Genomic DNA, 20,172 nt, shown 5'->3' on the forward strand with positions numbered 1-20,172 from the left:
CTAGCAGGGATAAAGTGGGGCTAATCGAAATTTCAGTTAAGATTGGTGATTAGTTAATTGATAAGTCAGTTGCAAATAGACAAATTTAGCATTTCTGCAAGCATTGAGAGACTAATTCCTTCTATATAAACTATCCAACCTAATTCCCTAATGCGCAATCGAGTAACTTCACTGCAACGACTCTGCCAGTCCTTTGCTTCTGTTGCCAAGTCTTGCTCCCTAGACTTGTCAGTGTTTTTTGTCATCACCTTAGGTTTAACAGGGGGATGGGTAATCAAAGCACAAGCAGAAAGCCCTGAAACCGCACCTCCTCAGATTAAAGATATCTTGACGCAAATCGATGCAGCAGCAAATAAGCAAGATCTTGAGGAAGTTATGGATTTCTATGGTACTAATTTCCGCAATAGCGATGGCTTAACTCCTACCTCGATGGAGCAAGCTTTGACTCAACTCTGGAAGCGCTACCCCCAGTTGAATTACCGCACAGAACTGACAAGCTGGGAGCAAGAGGGCAACGGTATCGTTACAGAAACGGTGACTTACATCACCAGTAACCCCTCCGGTGACTCCCCAGAGATGAAACTCGAATCTACTTTGCGATCGCGCCAGCGCTTTGAAGACCAAAAAATTGTTGAACAGAAAATTCTGGCAGAACGTACTCAGCTAAGCTCAGGAGAGAATCCTCCTACTGTAGAAGTTCAGTTACCAGAGCAAGTAGGTATTGGTCAAAAATACAACTTCGATGTCATCGTTGAAGAACCTCTGGGAAATGATTTATTGTTAGGAACTGCTCTAGAAGAACCGGTTGGCACCGAGGGTTATAGTAAACCGGCTAATTTTGATTTAGAGTTACTGCCAGCTGGTGGAATTTTTAAAATGGGTAAGGCTCCGATGACGGAGGGTGGCCGCTGGGTTTCTGCGGTGTTGATCCGACGAGATGGCATAACAACAGTTATTCAACGTTTGCCAGTTGTTGAGGGTTCCCCAGCCGCCACTAAGCCCTCTAATTGACCTCTTTTTGCCGTTGGTTTGCAGCCAACTGAATCAGCAGGCGAGGGGGTTACCGAAGATCCCCTCAATAATCTCCTCTAATGATGGCAGCGCCCCTAGAACTTCAAACCAACGCCGCCTTGGACGGAAACAGCTGTTCCACCCCCATCACGATAGGCGTCAAAAGCAATAATGGCATTGCCGAAAATTACAGTATTAGAATTGGGGATAACGTGATCCAGACCTGGTTGTATAGCAAAGCTGGTCTTATCCCCGACTGGCGAAGGGTCATCGCCGTTAGCAAGAGCAACACCTAATCCCACATAGAAATCAGTTTGCCAGGAAAGAGGAATGTCATAGGAGATGCTGGGCACTACAGCAATATTGTCTCCAATCAGAGCCTGTGCCCGTAAGGATAGGGGGGCTTCCAACAATTTGTAGCGTACTGCAATTACCCCTCCAGCTTGCTGGCCATCTCCCTGATTATCCTCGCCAACCCCGACAGTAACACCAGCACCGACATAACTACCGTAAGCTGCTTGGGCAGAAGCTGGTTCACTAGTGAGGGCAAAACCAGTAATACTGGCAAGATTAACTAATAAAACAGTTCCTACAGCTGAAAATGAACTAATAAGACGCCGCATTTTCCCAACTCCTCAATACCAACAAAGCGCAGAGCACAATTTTCGCAGATTTTAGCTTAATCGATGCCTAAAACACAGTCGGTAGGTGCACCGCTCTATTATGGTTCTCTTTATAGCCTAAACGCCATAACTGCCTTAATTAAAGATTGAGGCAGGGATGATTGTTGACACTGCGCTAGTGTTAGTGAATTGCCCAGAAGTCAGCTAATAGCTCCGAGCAACTGATAAATTAGGGAGTTGATGATACCTAGAGCAATCGCTCCAATTAAAGCACTCCAAAATCCCCAGCGCAAGCGGAATCCTCTAACTAGCCAAGCGGCTAGACCAAAAATAACTGCGTTGAGGACAATAGAAAATAAGCCAAAGGTCAGCAAAGTAATAGGAAAAGCTAAAAATCCTAGAACTGGCCTTAAGAAAGCATTCAAAAGTCCAAAGACTACTGCCGACCACATCGCTTTTCCAAAACTGTTAATTTCGACACCGGTCGGCAGTTTGGAAATAATAAACAAGCTTACAGAGGTTACGATCCAGGCGAGGAAAAGACTTACCAGATCCATTTATGTAACTCCGGAACACCACTACCTAAACATTAAACCGGAAAAGCATGACATCTCCTTCTTGCACAACATAATCTTTACCTTCAGAACGCACTAAACCTTTCTCTTTGGCAGCATTCATCGAGCCGTTTTCCACCAGGGCATTGTAGGCTACTGTTTCTGCCCGGATAAATCCCCGCTCAAAATCGGAATGAATTGTTCCTGCTGCCTGAGGTGCTGTCATACCAGTGTGAATTGTCCAGGCGCGAGTTTCTTTAGGGCCAGTGGTCAAGAAAGTTCGCAAGCCCAAAAGTTGATAGGTGGCGCTAATTAAAGATTTTAAGCCACCCTCTTTAACGCCAAGAGACTCTAGGAAATCAGCTCGTTCCTCCTGGGATAACTCGACTAGTTCTGACTCAACCTGAGCAGAAACAACCACAACTTGGGCATTTTCAGCCGAGGCAACTTGCCGCACTTGCTCTACCCACTCGTTGCCGCTGGCTAAGTCGTTCTCGGAGACATTAGCTGCGTAAATGATTGGTTTACTGCTCAATAGCCCCAAAACGGTAACCGACTCAGCTTCTTCTTCGGTTAAATTAATCTGTCGGGCTGATTTACCCTCATTTAAACCAGCGCTCAACTTTTCTAGCGCTCCTAGCTCTAGCTGTGCATCTTTACTAGTACGAGCCTGTTTGCGGGTGCGCTCCATGCGACGATCAACTTGTGCTAAATCTGACAAAGCTAGTTCCAGATTAATCACTTCAATGTCTCGGACTGGATCAACCGAACCAGAGACATGGATAATGTCATCGTCATCAAAGCAACGCACCACATGAACAATGGCATCAACTTCTCGGATATTAGCTAAAAATTGATTACCTAAGCCTTCCCCTTTGCTGGCACCCTTGACCAAACCGGCAATATCTACAAACTCCACGCGAGTAGGTACAATCTGCTCTGAGTTAGAAATCTTGGCTAAAGCTTCCAGGCGCTCGTCTGGGACGGCAACAACGCCTACATTCGGCTCAATCGTACAGAAGGGGAAGTTGGCAGCGTCAGCCTTAGCGTTGGCAACTAGGGCGTTAAATAAGGTGGATTTGCCAACATTGGGCAGTCCGACAATTCCGGCTCTGAGCATGGCAGTTTGAAGATGAGTTGTGTTAGGTGTTAATTGAAAATCTGGTCTTGATTAAATTTTATTGCGGTTGTGGCACTGTTTGGGGAGTAGATCCCGGCACTGGCTGAGGAATCGGGGCTGGGACTACCTCTGGAACTGTCTCTGGTACGGCAGGCTGGGGCATTGGACTCGGAACAGGCTGGGGCATTGGTCCAGGTACTGGCTCTGGTGTTGGCCCTGGCTGAGGTTGGGGAATTGGTGAAGGTAATGGTTCTGGTCCTGGATTAGGAATTTGTGGCCCTGGATTGGGCTGAGGAGCAGGATAAATCATAGTAACTCCATTCAATCATTAGACCTAACCAACCTAAAAATAAATCACTAACCTTTCATCTGTCTAAATGGCTATGCTTGTCACAATTTACGATGATCTCAAGTTATTCCTAACTGTCTGATGTCCTTACCCTCCAATTTTGCTAATCAGTCTCAAGCGAGAACGCCTCTATTGGATGCTCTGCGCACGTCTGCTCATCAACCGAATGCTCCCTTTTATGCACCAGGACACAAACGAGGACAGGGGATACCTCCAGCACTGGCAGATTTATTGGGGATGTCTGTGTTTCTCGCTGATTTGCCTGAATTGCCAGAGTTAGACAACTTATTTGCCCCAGAGGGTGTGATTCGTGAGGCTCAAGAACTCGCAGCAGCAGCCTTTGGGGCTGAGCAAACTTGGTTTCTGGTTAATGGTTCCACTACCGGGGTAATGGCGGCTATCTTAGCCACCTGTGGCACTGGGGACAAAATTATTATGCCTCGGAATATTCACCAGTCAGCGATCGCAGGTTTGATTCTCTCTGGTGCTTTACCAGTATTTATTAATCCAGAATATGACCCATTCACTGACCTGATTCACAGCATCACACCAGCAGCAGTTTCAGTAGCTTTGGAGCAACATCCCGATAGCAAAGCGGTAATGATGGTTTCTCCAACTTATCATGGTGTTTGTGGCAATGTGGAAGCGATCGCCAAATTAGCTCATCAACATAACATTCCCTTGCTGGTAGATGAAGCCCATGGACCTCATTTTGCCTTTCATCCAGACTTGCCACCCTCCGCTTTATCCGTTGGTGCGGACATCGCTGTGCAGTCTACTCATAAGGTTTTGGGGGCAATGACTCAGGCATCAATGCTGCACCTGGTGGGTCAAAGGGTAGATGCTCAGCGGTTGAGCAAAGCTTTACAGTTATTGCAATCTACTAGTCCTAGCTATTTGCTCCTAGCTTCTTTAGATGCTGCACGACAACAAGTGGCACTACAGGGGCAACAGTTAATCACCCAGACTTTGCAGTTAGCGGATGATGCTATCTCTAAAATTAGCCAAATTCCTCGATTATCTATCCTGGAACCGATGAAAACACCAGGTTTTTTTGCCCTCGACCGCACCAGGCTGACGGTGCGAGTTAGTCAGCTAGGCTTAAGCGGATTTGAAGTCGATGCAATTTTGCATGAAAAACTAGGTGTTACGGCAGAGTTACCGACCCTTCAGCATCTGACGTTTATTATCAGTTTAGGTAATACAAAAGCAGATATTGAGGGATTAGTGCAAGCCTTCAGGACAATTGTCCAAGATAATAACTCTCCCCAATCAACAAACAGCTTAGGGAATGTATTTGAGCAGTGGAAAGCCGAATTTATGTTCATTCATCCTTCAACTTTTACCCTTTACCCATCACTTTCGCCCCGTGAGGCTTTCTTTTCGGCGATAGACACCCTGCCAATAGAGCAAACTCTAGACCGGATCAGTGCTGAATTAGTCTGTCCCTATCCACCAGGTATTCCCGCTTTAATGCCTGGAGAGGTAATTAACCCCGCTGCCATTGAATACCTGCAACAAACCCTGAGTTTAGGTGGTAAGCTATCAGGCTGCAGTGACCCCAGCCTCAAGAGTTTAAGAGTTATTCGACAATAAAGATAAATATTTCGAGTAAGGTCTAGTTTAATCTGGAAAAAACTCTGCCTTAGTCTTTCTAAATGCCTTCCCCAATCTGGCCTTACATCACTCCTGGTATCCCGGATGAATTATTTGAGCGATTACCCGGTATTCCTCTAAGCAAAAGAGAAGTGAGATTATTGATAATCTCTGCCCTACGACTGCAAGCAGATTCCTTGTTATGGGATATCGGCGCTGGTACAGGTACAATTCCTGTAGAAACAGGATTGCTCTGTCCTCAGGGTCAAATTATTGCCCTAGAAAGGGATGAGGACGTGGCAAAGCTGATTCGGCGCAACTGCGATCGCTTCGACGTCCACAATGTAGAAGTAATTCAAGGTAGCGCGCCAGAATGCCTGAAAGACTTACCTCAGCATCCTCAAAGAGTCTGTATTGAGGGAGGAAAACCCATTAAAGACATACTCAAAGAGGTCTGGCAATACTTGCAACCTTATGGGCGAGTCGTCGCCACCGCTAGTAACCTAGAAGTACTCTACGCTGTGTCCGAAGGTTTTGCCGAATTACATGCCCGCAATATTGAGGTGGTTCAGTCTGGAGTTAATCGCCTAGAAAAGCGGGGAATCCATCAAACTCTGGCTGCAGTTAGTCCCATTTTTATCCTTAGTGGCGAGAAGCTGGATTAGACTTAGTGGATCCATCGGCTCGATTTGAATACCATCAGGCAGTATGGGCGTTCTTCCTTACCGAGAAGGATGGCAGTTTTCTCCAAATCCGTTAAAGTAAGCAAAAGTAAATGATTACCTTTTTATAAGGTTTTTTTAACCTATTTAACTTACCACTCTCATCTGGACAGTTAGCTCCGACTGTCTTTATACAAAAAGTGTCTTATGCCCTGGTCTCGGATTTTTAGTGGAATCATTGCCATCGCCCTTGCTCTAGGGATGATTATTTTTGGGGGATGGTACTTTACCCTAGGATTTTGTGTAATTGTTTTTCTGGGTCAATTGGAATATTTCCAACTGGTTCAGGCTAAAGGTATTGAACCAGCAGCCAAAACCACCCTTGTGGTCAGTCAAGTTTTGCTAGTTACCGCTGCTCTTTCACCAACTTTAACAGATGCCGTATTTCCTCTGGCAGGAACCTTAATCTGTTTCTATCTGCTATTCCAGCCCAAGATGGCGACAATTGCTGATATTGCTTCTTCCATCTTGGGGCTACTGTATGGGGGCTATTTACCCAGTTATTGGGTGCGGCTGCGAGTTGGCTTGACTCACGCATCCTCATTACCCTCTGATGCTGTGGCTGCCGCTAGCAGTATGCCCATAACCACGAGTGACCTACCTGTTAACGGATACTTGTCACCGTTCTGGATGCACTTAAGCGCCCTACCTCAAGCCTTGACTGCTACCCTCCTAGCCTTTGCCTGTATTTGGGCAGCAGATATTGGTGCTTACTTTTTTGGTAAATTCTTTGGCCGCACTCGGCTTTCTAGTATTAGTCCCAAAAAGACTGTAGAAGGGGCAATATTTGGCGTTGCTGGCAGTATCGGTGTGGCAACAGCCGGTGCTTGGTGCCTCAACTGGCATAGCTGGCAGTTAAGTGGGGTGATTTTGGGAACGTTAGTCGGTATTGCTAGCCTTCTGGGAGACTTAACCGAGTCGATGATGAAAAGAGATGCTGGTGTGAAGGACTCAGGGCAATTAATTCCTGGTCACGGCGGCATTTTAGACCGCACCGACAGTTACGTTTTTACTGGTCCTCTGGTTTACTATTTTGTAACCCTTTTACTGCCTTTATTACCAGTATTTTTGTAATTAAACGAGGCCACGCTGGTGACAGGGCGGCCTCGTTTAATCAGAATCCCAATTCAGTAATCCAATTCCTCTCGGAGTTGAACAAGAGCCGAACAAGCAACCGTGAGACTCCAGCGAATGTGTTCAATCTCAGATAAAGAACTCCAGTCTACTGGTTTGAGAGCCTCATCCCTAACTTCATCTTGAAGATTACGCATTTGATATGCTATCGGGCGAGCAATAACTTGAAGATCTTCTTCTGCCCAGTTTGGTAATAATTCCTCTACACAGCGCACTAACTGTTGAGCAAAATTATCCAAAGATGATTTACTGAGGAAGACTTGTTGAGCTTGATTAGCGATCGCCTCGATCCATGCCTGGGGTACGGAGCTAGCAAACCGCTCTGATAAAGCTCTCTTCAAAGTATCAGATCCTGATGAAGCCGAGGGTTGCCAACACTTGTGCAGCTGTTTGAAAAAAGCTTGCGAAGCGCTAGTTGTTTCCTGTTCTGCTTGCCAGTTTTCCCTCAAAAATCCTCGTTCGATTTCAGAAAAATAAGCTTCTGTTTCTGGTTCGGCTGGATTCCAAGGATAAAAATCCTCCTCTGGTTGTAATAGTGCCTCTAGTAATTCCCCTTGTATTTGATTCAAAGCCTGATCACAGTCTTCGTATTGAATGTGTTGGCTCGTCATAATGCCCCTCCTGTGTTTGATAGTAGATGAAACCCGGTATGGATAGCTACATTGGCATACTAGAGAGTTCCGCAATAAGCCACAAAATATACAATAGCGTTACTATTTATGCCGTAATGCTAGATAAATAGCAAAGCATGGTTAGTTTTAGAAGATAACCCTTAGAGGCACACAGACTAACAAGCCTAAATTGAGCCCTCAAAGTTTTCGACATTGAGAATTGTCATGACCAATGGGTGTTTAAAACCACCTCTTTACCAATCAAATTTATGACAGCAGGTAGAAAAACTTCTGCTGCCCTGGAATTTTATCTCAAGGAATTTGGTTTGCAAATAGGGGTTTTTCACCTTGATCGCCGGGTAGTACACCCGGTTTTAGGAAATATTCTTTTATTAAGCTCAATCATGAGTAAAAGTAAACCTACTTAAATTTTCAATGCTAACTTGGCAAAAAAGTCAAAATCTTGTCCACTAATCTAGTACTCGACATTTGTTGTTCTAAATACCTAGTGTGCCAGTTAACAGGGCGGTATGTGGTACGAAGCAGAGAAAATTGATCATGCTAGTACTTGTTTAAGTTAGCCCTAATCTCAATTTCTCAGCTGGTATTGACCTGTCATCTTAAGTTAGGATTCTTCAGGGATATTTAAAACCCCAGTCTAAAGACAGGGCGAGTTGACAATTAACTTGCCCTTGATAATTAATAGTCATTCTTCAGTTTCCGGTAGTTGAAGAACGAACTCTAGAATTTGACCTCGGGAACTACCAAACTTTAACTGGATACCCGATTGCAATGGCACTTCCTCATGGTTAACTCTTTCCCAACCATTTATATCGTCATTTCTTACTTTTGTTTCGGGACGTAAAATCATTGTGCCGTTGCGAGAGAAGTCCCGCAAAAAGTAAGTTGGAGAGGCTTCTTGAGCAGTAAAAGTATGACGGCAGATAATTTCAGCGTGCTTGCTGCTAGCCCATTGCTCGTGAATTACCAAGTCATTTTCTTGGCTGCGTCCTACCCGCATTAGCCCACCCCGAATCTGCCACACCTGATTGGTAGAACCAAGAGAACGTAAGGATGCTACTGGAGCGGCTTCTCCGATCCAGCTAGGTGACATAGTTGGTAATTCGGTAATGTTATCTTCTATTGGTTTAATTAGCTCGCCTTGAAACTCAGGATGCATATAAAGCACCGGCAAAGTCCAAGCTGGTTGATTAAACTTGTAAAGTGTCAATAGTTGCTGTCTTGCCACCGTTACGGCTTGATCAATTGGCATACGTGCGGCAAGTGCTTGAGCAAGAGTTTGAATAAAACTCAAGGCTTCATGATCAGCAATAGCATCCCGCATCGCCAACACAGCAGGAACACCATGATGGATCAATACCTCGGCTAAACTACTACGGGGAATAGCCTGCGAGCCAATTTGGTGGGGTTGGGCACCCCAACAAGCATTAAACACCGCCAAGGTTACCTGAGTGCGAACCAGGACTTGAGCAAGTTCTGTACCGTTAATCTTGGCATCCGGTCGCAAAAATAGTAGACCACCGTCTGGTGCGGGTTCACCATGTCCAGCATAGAACATGATGTTGTAGGCACCATTTTCGAGGGCGTTGATCAGTTCTCCCGGTGTTGGTTGTAGGAGTTTCTCAACGTGGCAAGGGACTGACACCACCACTTTATCGCTGGGAGTACTGGCGTTGCCGCCAGCTTTGAGAACATTAGCCAGAGCATCTGCCTCTTGCTCAAGCTGCAAACCGGGAGCCGAACTGCTATCGCTGGGTTGATCTTGCCCTAGTACCAGTAAAATATTTAATGCCTGGTTAGAGGGTGTCTGTAGCTTGAGTGAGTCTACATCACTAGTGGTGCGACTAAACAGCAGTTGCTGCGAGAGAGAAATCGCTTGTTTCCCTACTATAGGTTGCATGATTTCCCAGGGTAGTGGGATTAAATCTGGATCGCGAATCTCTAGTCGCAGACGCAGGGGTTTATCTTGTCCAATAGCGATTCCTTGGCTCTGAGCCAGAGTACTCCGAATTGGAGCATCAAATAGCCACCTCCAAAGTTCAATCCCCAAACGCTGCATCAAACCACTACTGTAGCTAGTTGCCTGACCAGAGCTACTAATGGTCTTATCTGGGGGCAACATGTTAGTTGGTTGGACGGCTTGGTGTATCAGGGGAACATGGGGCAGCTGTCTTAGGGAAAACATTTCCTGCCATGCTAGCCAAGTCTGAGTCAAGGTTTCTGGCCAGATGCAGTCGTGATGAACCATACCCCCTGGATAGGGGGCTTTGAGTACCCAGATGGCAAGGTTTTCTGCCCCAGCCGATGACAGACGAGTTACGGCTAAACTAAGGCAAGGATTCTTGATAGCGGACATTAAAAGCCTGCAATAAGAGCAACTATACCTGTTTTACTATACAGTTTACCTACTCCTGACATTTCTTGAGGTTGTGAACCACTATCCCTTAAACAGAGGAAGCTCTTTCGGGAAGCTGGTGATATCCAATTACTGAGGTAGGAACTCTCAGCCAAGATTTAGTTATCTTGCTTCCCTTCCGGAGTTTCAGGTGTGTTAATTGGAGAATTTGACTGAGGAGATATAGTTGGAGTTGGAGTAGGGGAACCAGAGGTACTTGGAGTTTTACATTGACTTGCTTGCTCAGGTGTTGGGGTAAAGTTGCGGTTAACGGTTGATGCAATATCTGCTTCTCTCATCCAACCCTCGTCTCCCTGTTGGGCTTGACGCGCAGTAACTCCAGTTGAGCCTATAGATTCAGAAACTGCTGGGGATTTTTGCACTTGGCTTGACGGAGTTGGACTCGGTGGAGTTGTTTTCTTCTGTGGTTGATTTTCTAAGTTACTGGCACTAGAAAAAGAGCAAACTTTTAGTTTTAGCCAGTTATCTTGGTCTTCCCCCTGCAATTTTGCAGTTACCAGCAAAACGCTCTCTGCTGGGACAAGAGCTAGTATTGAATCGTTTTGCCCTTGCCAAAGTGGGACATTTTCAGCTTCAGCTTTAAGTTGAATCCAATCATTAACCTGAATTTGCTCTGATAGACTGGTTTCTGGACTAGCGGATGGAGATGAACTGGCTGTAATAGGAGAGGAACTAGTAACCTCTGGATTTTGCCGCAGAGACAACATACGGCTGATCAGGGGATCAACCATCCCACTCACACCTGGTAATAATAAATAGGCGATCGCTCCGCCTAGTCCTAAGAGTAAAATAATTCCTAATAATAGTCCCCAGGGAAGTCTTGCTTGATCGGACGTGGGCAATAACTGCGTTTTTGTTCGGGAACTAGTAACACCAGTACTCACAGTTTTCTCTAAAGACGCAGAAGTTCGAGGCGCTTCTGGGGGTGGTACTAGCGACTCTCTTTCCCCTGCTTCCTTGAGGGGAGATACTTGGCAATGGACTAGAGCAATAGTGACATTATCGTGACCATTTTGCCTATTGGCAATCTCAACTAGTCGCTCTCCTGCTGTTGCCAAATCAGTTTGACCTTCCAGAACTGGCAGAATTTCTGTTTGCCAATTTTGCTCTACTCGATCATAGTCACTGAGACCGTCAGAACAAAGAAGAAAAACACAATCCTCATCTAAGACAAAACGCTGTACAGTCGGATGTAGTGTTGTCGAAGGTGCCATACCCAGAGCCTGTACTAAAGAGCCGGAGGTCGGTTGTTGGATGGCACTTCGATAAAGGGTATAGCCCAGTCGTACTTCGCGGGATGCTAAATCGTCATCCTGAGTTACTTGGTGACAATTGCTACGAGTTATCCAGTAGACTCGACTATCTCCAACATGAGTGATGTACATTTCATGAGCACAACTTTTTGCCATAACTAGTGTTGTACCCATACGCTGCCGCTCAGACCGATGTTCGCTATCGTTTTGCTGGCTAATTGAGTCATTGGCAGCACAGACAGCGTTTTCTAACTCTAAGGTGAGGGCGGTAGGATCAAGGTCATCAGGCTCTAATCTTAGTTTTTCTAACCGCTCCCTGAGCGTCTCAATCGCCGATTGGGAGGCAACCTCTCCTCCTTCATGTCCCCCGATACCATCACAAACGATTGCTAGGACACCAGCACCATGAATTAACTCTGCGTTGGCTGGGTAACAAGCATCTTCATTGTGGTGACGACTCGGGCCAGTATCGGTACGGCTAAAAATCTGATAACTGCGGGATTGTGAGTGTCCACAGTTTTTCAGCCCTTGATCCAGCAAGTCGATTAATTGCTCTGATGTCTTAATCTGACCTTGATTGAGCTGGTCAAAAATTTGCTGGAGGAAACCTGCAACCGCCGGAGATGCACCATCTAGCAACTGTGACCATAGCTGAGCGAGATCTCCTAGGGTTGGTTCTCCTTGAGCATCAAGCTGTAACTCCAACAAGCGCACTATCGGGCCTTCTACTCGTAGTAGTTCTGGTATCAGTAAGCTGGAAGCAACACCTTCAGAGTTCAAAGGTTGCCATAGAGAGGCTATCTGCCACAACCAGTTGAGCTGACGTATTGCTGGTGCCTGTTTCCAGGCGTTCATTAGTGCTGGCAACAGCTGTACCTCTAACTGAGATCCCTCTTTTTTGGGTGAAGATTTGTCCGGGTGAACCTTAGTGGAAATTGGTGCTTCTTCCAAGAGCCAGATTTCCTGAGAGCGCCTTCCCTCCTTCGCCTTCAACCTTCCGTAAACTTGAGGAAAGTGTAGTCCGTAAGGGGAAAGTCTTAGGTATACTGCCAGATTTTTGGGAATTTCCTGGGGTGTCTCTGGTGGTATCGCTGGTTTAGTATCTAATAGAATCCGCTGATGCAGTAGTAGATAGCGACCAGCAATCACCTCTCCAGACTTATAATCTTCTATTCCCGAACCAACTGCCCACAGGTAACGCCGGAGCAGGGGTGTACGACACTTATCGCAAAACTTGTTGCTGTGGGGATTAGGAGCCTGACAGCTAATGTTAGGACACTGGAGCGTTGCCGCAGGATTTTCCATGAAGATTTTTCGCTACATTCAGCCGGTAATGGTTTGGCTACAAGTCGCACTGCCGCGACAGAGAAATTCTTCCCTTCTTGAGTTGCCGAAACAAGCTTACTGATTAATGATTTTAGCCTCTCTGACTCCAAGGTAGGCTAATTAAGCTCTGATTTTCTTACCTGAGGAGTAGCCTCTTCCGGTGATTGATCATCGCCAATTAACCCGCCACTGCGTCTCATTAATTCTGGCCATAGTAATAAAAAGTAAAACCACCAAACCAGAATCGGACAAGAAACTAGTATTCTTAACCAAAGCGGATCCAGCAACATCCAGCTGCTAGCAATAATGATTATACCCGTTAGCAGTATTGACCAAGGCTGACACCACCAAGGTTTATAACTCCAAGGACTTAAAGAATTTCGTGTAGACAATATCTGACAAACCTTAGTCTTGGTTAGTGAGACTTACGACCAGTTCCGATTAATTTCTAGCTTTTGCCAGTTTGGCAGATTCTAACACGAGTCAGGAGCTAGGGGCTACTACCGGAAAGCCCAGGGATTTCATTTACCTAGACGCTCATGCAGGATGAATTGAGCGATCGCTAAATCCATTGGTGTAGTCACCTTGAGATTTGTCTCTTCCCCCTCAACAACTTTCACTGGCAACTGGCAGATCTCAAATAAAGCTGCGTCATCGGTGACTTGCCAACCTAAGCTGCGTCCTTGTTGATGACACTGTTTCAATAGCTGTACTTCAAATCCTTGGGGTGTCTGTGCTGCCCATAACTGCCGTCGGTCTGGTGTATCTTGGATTACACCTGTTTGATTAACTACTTTAATCGTGTCTTTGACAGGCACAGCAGCCACTAAGCCTGGACAATCAAGCAAAGCTGCCCCACAACTTTCAAACAGTTCAGGTGTGGCTAAACATCTTGCGCCATCATGAATTAAAACTCGTTTAGCTTCCATCGGTAAAGCTTGTAAGCCATTATAGACAGATTCTTGCCGAGTTTCTCCACCAATAATTAGTTCTACTGGTGTAGTTAGAGACAGCTTAGTTAAAATTTCCTTAAAATCGGGAAAGTCAGCTACTTGCCCGATAATCCCAATCCAGCTAATGTTTTGGGCTGCTTCGGCTGCCAAGAGAGTCCAAGCAATTAAGGGCTTACCCAGCAATTTCAACAGTAGCTTGTTACGATTGCTCGCCATCCGCTTTCCCATACCTGCTGCTGGAATTAATAAGTACACAATCTGCCTCTTTTTTAGAAAATTTTACAATCTACCTATGATCACTGCTAAGTGTGAGTATAGGTAGCCCTCGCCTTAACTTTGATTTAGCGTAGGTAGAATGTCAAAATTAAGCTGGTATATGAGGCTCAACTAATTTAGATGAGAACACTAGCCCTTGTCCCTGGTGGAATCGGCGACCAAATTCAGTTTTTTCCTACCCTGGATGACCTAAAGCGGTCTTACCCTAACGCCGAGATTGATGTCATTGTAGAACCGCGAGCCAAGGGTGCGTATCGGGTTTCGCGGTCGGTAAACGAGGTTTTGACCTTTGATTTTAGAGACCGCAACGGTCTAGCGGATTTTGGCAACCTGCTAGGAACCATTCGCGATCGCGAGTACGATGCTGCCATAGCAGTGGGACGCGGATGGTCAATTGGGCTATTACTCTGGATGAGTGGCATCCCAATCCGCGTTGGCTACCAAGCCAATGCCGGAAAGTGGTTTTTCAGCAACACCGTGCCTCTGAAAACTGAGCAGTATGCTGCTTACATGTACCACGACTTGCTACAAGGCTTTGGGATCACTTCTCCTTGTCCACAAGCAGAACTTAGTCTGCCCAAACAAGACATTGATTGGGCAGAAGGCGAACAGAAACGGCTAGAAATTTCAGATAGTGGTTATATTCTCCTTGATGGAGGTTCTAGCCAACTGACTCAGTCGAAAGGAATTGATAACATTTACCCAGTTCAAAAATGGCAGCAAATCATTGAAGATATTCAGCAAAAACAGCCCGATCTACCTATTGTGATGCTTCAAGTGCCAGAGGATACAGAATGGATCTCTGCTATGAGGGAGTCTAATCCTCAACTCAAGGTTACAGCACCCAGAGATCTCGGCAAGTCAGCAGCAATCATTGCTGGGGCTAATTTAATGCTTTGCACCGATGGTGCGCCGATGCATCTAGCTATTGCTGTGGGAACTTATACTATCGCCTTGTTTGGTCCTACAGAAGCGAAAAAACTCCTGCCCCCTGCTGATCAATATATTGGCATTCAATCCCCAACCCGTTGGATTGCTGACATTAAGCCGGAAGAGGTGTTAGAGCAAATTTGGCGGGGCTAAACAACGCTATTTTCAACTATAGCAACCCTCAATGAGGTTTGACTAATCCCCCGCTTGAGGTGACGGGGGATTCGTCGCCAAGAAAACAGGGCAAATTAAGCCTAGTAGCCAGAATAGGATGTACAACTCAGTTAACCATTTTCAGCGGTGAAGAGCCGTCATTCTTCCTCCACTAAAAAAAAGAGTTATCTCTATCTGGCTAACGGCGATAATTTCAAGAAATTAAGTCAAAAAAACCATCATCAAGTTCATACCCCAGCAGTCTAGCCATCGATTGGATACGAGATTTGCTGGGCATATCCTGCTGCTGCAACCAGTTTTTGAGGACAAATACTTTCTGCATGACAAAGATTTCTAAGGCTTCTGGATTATACTGGATGCCTTCTGTACGGTTGAATTGGTGCGGCACTAACATGGCAGTGTAGCGAACGAATTCTCCGCTTTTCCAATCTAGCAAAAAGGGCAGCCAGGGATACTGGGCATCAAGGCGGATAAACCACAGCCGTATCTCCGGTATCTCTGAGAGTTCCCTGGGATCATCAGGTTCGCGGGGATAGTCGATGTCTAATTGTAGCTGCTGCTCGTGGGAGGCAATTTTGCCTTGTTGCAGGAGTTTTTCAATCACTGTCTGAGCAGGAGACAGATTTAGATGGTTAATGTTCTGGGAATTTAGAGGGATCTTCAGGGTCATTGGGTGATTAACGGGCCAACATACTACATCTTCTGATGAATTGAGGCTAATTTTCAAAAGAGCGGTCGCTCTTTCCTCAAGATTTAGGAGTAAATCTCAACAACCCCAAAAGTGCTTTGCCACTGCCAACCCTTAGGTATTGGCAATTTGCAATATCTGTTTCGTTACCAGACTATGATCAATAGCGTCTTCTTCAAATAGCAGAGTTGATGGGATACGTTATTTCAGTAGTCAATATGAAGGGCGGCGTCGGGAAAACAACGATCACCGTCAACCTAGCCACAAGTCTCGCCAAAGATCATGGCATGCGAGTGCTGATCGTGGATTTAGATACGCAAATTAATGCAACTCTTAGCCTGATGCCACCACTTCAATTTGCTGCTTTGAAGAAAGAAAACCATACCTTAAAACAATTAATACATCAGCTAATTCAGTCAAATAGTGAGCCAAAAATTCCTGCTAAAAACATAATTGTTAAAGATATATGCAAAGTCAAAGGTCTCGATTTATTACCTGGTGATATTGAGCAATATAACGATTTTTTATTGGCGGCTACTCTTTATGCTCAATCTAATAAAAATCAGCAAGACTTTGAAAGAAACTGGAATATTCTAGAAGATTGCTTACTGCAAAATATTCTCGTCTCAGTGACCAATGATTATGATTTTATTCTGTTAGATTTTCCCCCAGGCGATTATCTACTAACGCGTAGCGGTATCATCGCTAGTGATTTTTATTTAATTCCTGCTAAACCAGAACCCCTATCAGTGATCGGTATTGGCATCCTGGAAGGTCATATCAAAAAGCTCAAAGAGAGCAAACGCTCTAATATAACTCTGATTGGCCTTGTCTTTTCTTCTATCGGTCATGCTACTAATTTGGCTCCACGAGTCAAAAAGAGAGTAACTGCTGATTTTGGTGAAGAAAAAATTTTCAACACGGAAATACCTTTAAATGTGGCTGTAGCCAAAGCAGTTGATGAATTTAAGCCTGTTGTACTTACAGAACCCAAAGCCGCTGGTGCTAAAGCCTTTGTTGAGTTGACCAAAGAATTTTTACAGAAACTTTCCAATACTCTAGCGACAAGAGGGTAAACAACTAACTAAGATGGAGTTAGCCAAAGTGAGTCTCAAGCAGATTATTTGCTAAATACCAGCTGAGACCGACTAGTCAAGGTTTTATTTACCTCAGGGAGGTCATCTCTTTGTTGTTAGTTTATCAAGCTAAGAAATGAATTTCCAGACTCGAAGGCGGCTGATGTCAGCAAAAAATGGTAAATCTCAACAAACGACTTGGATAAAATTCCCTGTTTTGGTATTACTGTTATGTACTAGCGGCTTAATAATTACTGCCTGCCAAAACTCAGAACAAGAGAGTCAATCCATTGAACAGGAAACTCAGCAGGAGGTAGAAAGTTCACCTGCCGCAACACCTCTTTCCCCGGAAGAGTTAAAGTATAAACAGCAAGGACAAGATACAACAGATGACGATGATCCTGAATAATTGCTGTTTAGCATTGATTCTCTCGTGATAGTCTCCTCAATTATCGAGACTTATAGTAATTCCTCTTCCCTAGGGAAGGTATTGTATGAACGACGAAAACGCCTAGAACAACTAGTTGATTTTCCAGTTATTCTTTGGTCTGGTCGTCCGAGTCCGCGCAATTTTCCGGCAAATCCTTTCCCATTTCGTGCCAGTAGTCATTTTCTATACTTTGCAGGTCTACCGCTAAGTAATATGGCAATTCGCCTCGATAGTGGCAAACTGGAATTATATCTGGACGAAGCCTCTCCTAGCAGTGCTTTATGGCATGGTGAGATCCCAAAACGCGAGGCAATAGCGCAAATAATTGGGGCAGATCAGGCTTTTCCTCTATCTGAGTTACCATCGCGGGCCAGTGGCGCAGCGACAGTTGCTGTTCAAGATACCACAACTTACTGGCAACAAGCGCAGCTCCTCAGGCGACCAGTGACTCCAGCAAATGCTCCCGAAGGAATTGACCGGGATTTGGCTAAAGCGATCGCTTCTCTACGAATCTGCCATGATCACGGAGCATTATCAGAGTTGCGCAAAGCTGCTGCGGTTACTGTCGCAGCCCATCAGGCGGGTATCAGGGCAACAAAGAGCGCTAAGTTGGAAGCAGAAATACGTGGGGCAATGGAGGCTGTAATTATTGCCCACAATATGACTGATGCCTACGGTGGCATTGTCACTGTTCACGGCGAAGTACTGCATAACGAAGAGTATCACCACCCCCTAGAAGCGGGTGATTTGCTTCTAGCAGACGTTGGTGCTGAAACCTCGATGGGATGGGCCGCAGATGTTACCCGCACTTGGCCGGTAACTGGCAAGTTCTCTACCACTCAGCGCGACCTCTATGAGGTGGTATTGGCCGCCCATGATGCTTGTATTGAGAAAGTACGTCCAGGAGTTGAGTACCGCGAAATTCATCTGCTAGCGGCAACTATAATTGCTCAAGGATTGGTAGATTTAGGCATTCTGCGGGGACAGGCGTCAGATTTGGTAGAAATGGATGCTCATGCCCTCTTCTTTCCCCACGGTATCGGTCATCTGTTGGGGTTGGATGTCCACGACATGGAAGATTTTGGCGATTTAGCAGGTTATGAGGAGGGCAGAACCAGAAGCGATCGCTTTGGCTTAGGTTTCTTGCGGCTTAATCGACCCTTGCAAACGGGTATGCTGGTCACGATTGAACCGGGGTTTTACCAAGTCCCGGCGATTTTACAGGATCCTGAATTGCGCTCAAAGTATCAAAATGTTGTCAATTGGCAGCGTCTTGCCCAGTTTGGTGATGTTCGGGGCATTCGTATTGAGGACGATGTTTTAGTAACACCAGAAAGTCAGGAAGTACTGACAGCTGCTTTGCCAACTGAAATTGAGGCAATTGAGCAGCTAGTCAGTGAAGGGATTAATTAACTATGTTTTGGGATCGGGAATGGTGACATCTAGTGATGTTACTTCCGCCGCCAGACTTGTCAGTGGTGGGTTAATCGCCCCAGCATTACCTACTACCAGAGTAACGATCTGATCTGGCTTGAGGTATTTTTGGGCAACACGCTGGATATCCTCCACAGTAGTCGCTTTGACGCCCTCCAGATAGCGGAAGATGAAATCTTCTGGGTAACCATAGTACTCGTAGCGCATCAGCCGTGATAGGGTCTGGCTGGGGTCTTGGAAGTTGAAGACAAAGGAATTCATTAATGCCTCTTTGGCTTTGGTCAGTTCCTCTTTGGCTATGGGTTTAGCTCTAATTTCCTTGATTTCGGAAAGGACTGCTTGAATAAAAGGCACCGTTGCGTCTGAACGAGTCTGTCCCCCAGCAATGAACATCCCTGGATAGTCATAGCGGGGACTCCAGTAACCATAGACAGAGTAAGCAAGGCCTTGACGCGATCGCACTTCGTTAAATAAACGCCCCCCAAAACCATTCATCACCTCGTTCAACACATCAAGGGCAGCATAGTCAGGATTGTTCAATTGACCACCCAAATGACCCATCTGCACATAACTTTGGGTTAGTTGGGGCTGATTGACGAAAAAAATGCCTCCCTGCTTTGACTGGGATGCCGATGGTACAGTTGGTTTGGGTGCTTTTGAGCTGGGTTGCCAATCACCAAATTTCTCTTCAATTAGCGATCGCATCTTGGCAGAATCAAAATCCCCAACGATACCGAGAATCATATTTTCGGGATGAAAATACTTTTGGTAGAACGCTACCAAATCTTCGCGAGAGATATTGTTGAGTGTGGCATACTCCACAGTTCGGGCGTAGGGACTGTTTTCACCGTAGATCAGTTTCTGAATTTCACGCCCTGCAATATCATCGGGGTCATCATTGCGACGAGCAATTTGCCCTGTCTGTTGCCTCTTAGCTAATTCTAGTTTGTCTTGGGTAAAGATAGGCTTTTGCATTACCTCAGCAAACAAATCGAAAACTGTATTCAAGTCTTCGCTCAATGCACTGAAACTGGCACTCCCGGAAGACTGATTAACGCTAGTTTCCACAGAAGCTGCTCGTTGTTCTAATAGCTGGTTAAGTTCGTCGCCTGAGTGCCTAGTTGTACCGCCAGTACGCATCACTTGTCCCATTAGCGAGGCTAAGCCAACCTTTTCTTGAGGTTCAAGGCGATCACCAGTGTTTACCAGTGCCGTACCGCTAACCAGGGGTAATTCGTGATCTTCGACTAGATACACGACCATTCCATTATCTAGCTGATATCGCGTATACTCCGGCAGTTGAATTTCCGGCAGGGGGGGGGATTTTAACTCAGTATAGTGCCGTGCACTGGCAGCAACTGCGGGTAAACGTGACAAAACCACTAGTAACATGGTCATTACTAATAGCCCTAACCAGCGCCAAGATTTTTGCTTTTTGATGTTTGATTGTTGAGGGGTCATGGGTCATTGTTCAG

Annotated in this window: 19 protein-coding genes; 8 read left to right on the forward strand and 11 right to left on the reverse strand. The window is 45.6% G+C overall.

The window, feature by feature from the left end:
- Positions 1-150: 150 nt before the first annotated feature.
- The gene (locus ACT7WV_RS19760; protein ID WP_445104532.1) at positions 151-1,011 is read left to right on the forward strand and encodes a nuclear transport factor 2 family protein; all 861 of its coding nucleotides are present in this window, start codon (positions 151-153) and stop codon (positions 1,009-1,011) included.
- A gap of 95 nt (positions 1,012-1,106) precedes the next feature.
- Here the strand turns inward: ACT7WV_RS19760 and ACT7WV_RS19765 are convergent, their stop codons facing one another.
- From ACT7WV_RS19765 to ACT7WV_RS19780, 4 genes are all read right to left on the reverse strand, one after another.
- Positions 1,107-1,634: a hypothetical protein gene (locus ACT7WV_RS19765; protein ID WP_445104533.1), complete on the reverse strand. Its 528-nt coding sequence runs from the start codon at positions 1,632-1,634 to the stop codon at positions 1,107-1,109.
- Between the two features lie 200 nt (positions 1,635-1,834).
- A complete protein-coding gene (locus ACT7WV_RS19770; RefSeq protein WP_445104534.1) occupies positions 1,835-2,191 on the reverse strand; it encodes a phage holin family protein in 357 nt (118 codons plus the stop codon).
- Positions 2,192-2,216: 25 nt separating this feature from the next.
- Positions 2,217-3,308: a redox-regulated ATPase YchF gene (ychF, locus tag ACT7WV_RS19775; RefSeq protein ID WP_445104535.1), complete on the reverse strand. Its 1,092-nt coding sequence runs from the start codon at positions 3,306-3,308 to the stop codon at positions 2,217-2,219.
- Between the two features lie 58 nt (positions 3,309-3,366).
- Positions 3,367-3,618 carry a gamma-aminobutyric acid A receptor, epsilon-like protein gene (locus tag ACT7WV_RS19780; protein ID WP_445104536.1) on the reverse strand — a complete coding sequence of 84 codons (252 nt, stop codon included), beginning with the start codon at positions 3,616-3,618 and terminating at the stop codon, positions 3,367-3,369.
- Positions 3,619-3,738: 120 nt separating this feature from the next.
- Here ACT7WV_RS19780 and ACT7WV_RS19785 point away from each other — a divergent pair, with 120 nt between their 5' ends.
- The 3 genes from ACT7WV_RS19785 to ACT7WV_RS19795 all read left to right on the forward strand — a co-directional run bounded on the left by ACT7WV_RS19785 (position 3,739) and on the right by ACT7WV_RS19795 (position 7,049).
- Positions 3,739-5,253, forward strand: coding sequence for an aminotransferase class I/II-fold pyridoxal phosphate-dependent enzyme (locus tag ACT7WV_RS19785; protein ID WP_445104537.1), 1,515 nt, complete (start codon positions 3,739-3,741; stop codon positions 5,251-5,253).
- A gap of 62 nt (positions 5,254-5,315) precedes the next feature.
- Entirely contained in the window at positions 5,316-5,918 is a 603-nt protein-coding gene (gene cbiT, locus ACT7WV_RS19790) for a precorrin-6Y C5,15-methyltransferase subunit CbiT (protein ID WP_445104538.1), read from the forward strand.
- 204 nt (positions 5,919-6,122) lie between these two features.
- Positions 6,123-7,049, forward strand: a complete 927-nt coding sequence (locus tag ACT7WV_RS19795) for a phosphatidate cytidylyltransferase (protein ID WP_445104539.1) — start codon at positions 6,123-6,125, stop codon at positions 7,047-7,049.
- A gap of 53 nt (positions 7,050-7,102) precedes the next feature.
- On the opposite strand, the gene ACT7WV_RS19800 is transcribed toward ACT7WV_RS19795, so the two are convergent.
- From ACT7WV_RS19800 to ispD, 5 genes are all read right to left on the reverse strand, one after another.
- Positions 7,103-7,720 (reverse strand): hypothetical protein, encoded by a 618-nt coding sequence (locus tag ACT7WV_RS19800; RefSeq protein ID WP_445104540.1) that lies wholly within the window; start codon positions 7,718-7,720, stop codon positions 7,103-7,105.
- A gap of 706 nt (positions 7,721-8,426) precedes the next feature.
- On the reverse strand, positions 8,427-10,097 hold the full coding sequence (locus tag ACT7WV_RS19805) for a CHAT domain-containing protein (protein WP_445104541.1): 1,671 nt from the start codon (positions 10,095-10,097) through the stop codon (positions 8,427-8,429).
- A 158-nt stretch (positions 10,098-10,255) separates the two neighbouring features.
- Entirely contained in the window at positions 10,256-12,715 is a 2,460-nt protein-coding gene (locus ACT7WV_RS19810) for a PP2C family serine/threonine-protein phosphatase (protein WP_445104542.1), read from the reverse strand.
- Between the two features lie 137 nt (positions 12,716-12,852).
- Positions 12,853-13,128 carry a DUF6737 family protein gene (locus ACT7WV_RS19815; protein ID WP_445104543.1) on the reverse strand — a complete coding sequence of 92 codons (276 nt, stop codon included), beginning with the start codon at positions 13,126-13,128 and terminating at the stop codon, positions 12,853-12,855.
- A gap of 129 nt (positions 13,129-13,257) precedes the next feature.
- Positions 13,258-13,944 (reverse strand): 2-C-methyl-D-erythritol 4-phosphate cytidylyltransferase, encoded by a 687-nt coding sequence (gene ispD, locus ACT7WV_RS19820; protein ID WP_445104544.1) that lies wholly within the window; start codon positions 13,942-13,944, stop codon positions 13,258-13,260.
- Positions 13,945-14,085: 141 nt separating this feature from the next.
- On the opposite strand from ispD, the gene ACT7WV_RS19825 reads away from it, so the two are divergent.
- Positions 14,086-15,048, forward strand: a complete 963-nt coding sequence (locus tag ACT7WV_RS19825) for a glycosyltransferase family 9 protein (RefSeq protein ID WP_445104545.1) — start codon at positions 14,086-14,088, stop codon at positions 15,046-15,048.
- A gap of 214 nt (positions 15,049-15,262) precedes the next feature.
- Here ACT7WV_RS19825 and ACT7WV_RS19830 read toward each other — a convergent pair whose 3' ends face one another.
- On the reverse strand, positions 15,263-15,739 hold the full coding sequence (locus ACT7WV_RS19830; RefSeq protein ID WP_445104546.1) for a CRR6 family NdhI maturation factor: 477 nt from the start codon (positions 15,737-15,739) through the stop codon (positions 15,263-15,265).
- 209 nt (positions 15,740-15,948) lie between these two features.
- On the opposite strand from ACT7WV_RS19830, the gene ACT7WV_RS19835 reads away from it, so the two are divergent.
- The 3 genes from ACT7WV_RS19835 to ACT7WV_RS19845 all read left to right on the forward strand — a co-directional run bounded on the left by ACT7WV_RS19835 (position 15,949) and on the right by ACT7WV_RS19845 (position 18,676).
- Positions 15,949-16,833: a ParA family protein gene (locus ACT7WV_RS19835; RefSeq protein WP_445104547.1), complete on the forward strand. Its 885-nt coding sequence runs from the start codon at positions 15,949-15,951 to the stop codon at positions 16,831-16,833.
- Between the two features lie 163 nt (positions 16,834-16,996).
- Complete coding sequence (locus tag ACT7WV_RS19840) at positions 16,997-17,242, forward strand: hypothetical protein (RefSeq protein WP_445104548.1); 246 nt, start codon at positions 16,997-16,999, stop codon at positions 17,240-17,242.
- Between the two features lie 42 nt (positions 17,243-17,284).
- Positions 17,285-18,676 carry an aminopeptidase P family protein gene (locus ACT7WV_RS19845; RefSeq protein ID WP_463424280.1) on the forward strand — a complete coding sequence of 464 codons (1,392 nt, stop codon included), beginning with the start codon at positions 17,285-17,287 and terminating at the stop codon, positions 18,674-18,676.
- On the opposite strand, the gene ACT7WV_RS19850 is transcribed toward ACT7WV_RS19845, so the two are convergent.
- Complete coding sequence (locus ACT7WV_RS19850) at positions 18,677-20,158, reverse strand: M16 family metallopeptidase (RefSeq protein WP_445104550.1); 1,482 nt, start codon at positions 20,156-20,158, stop codon at positions 18,677-18,679.
- Positions 20,159-20,172 lie beyond the last annotated feature (14 nt).

The sequence above is a fragment of the Symploca atlantica LB2515 genome (assembly GCF_052546295.1).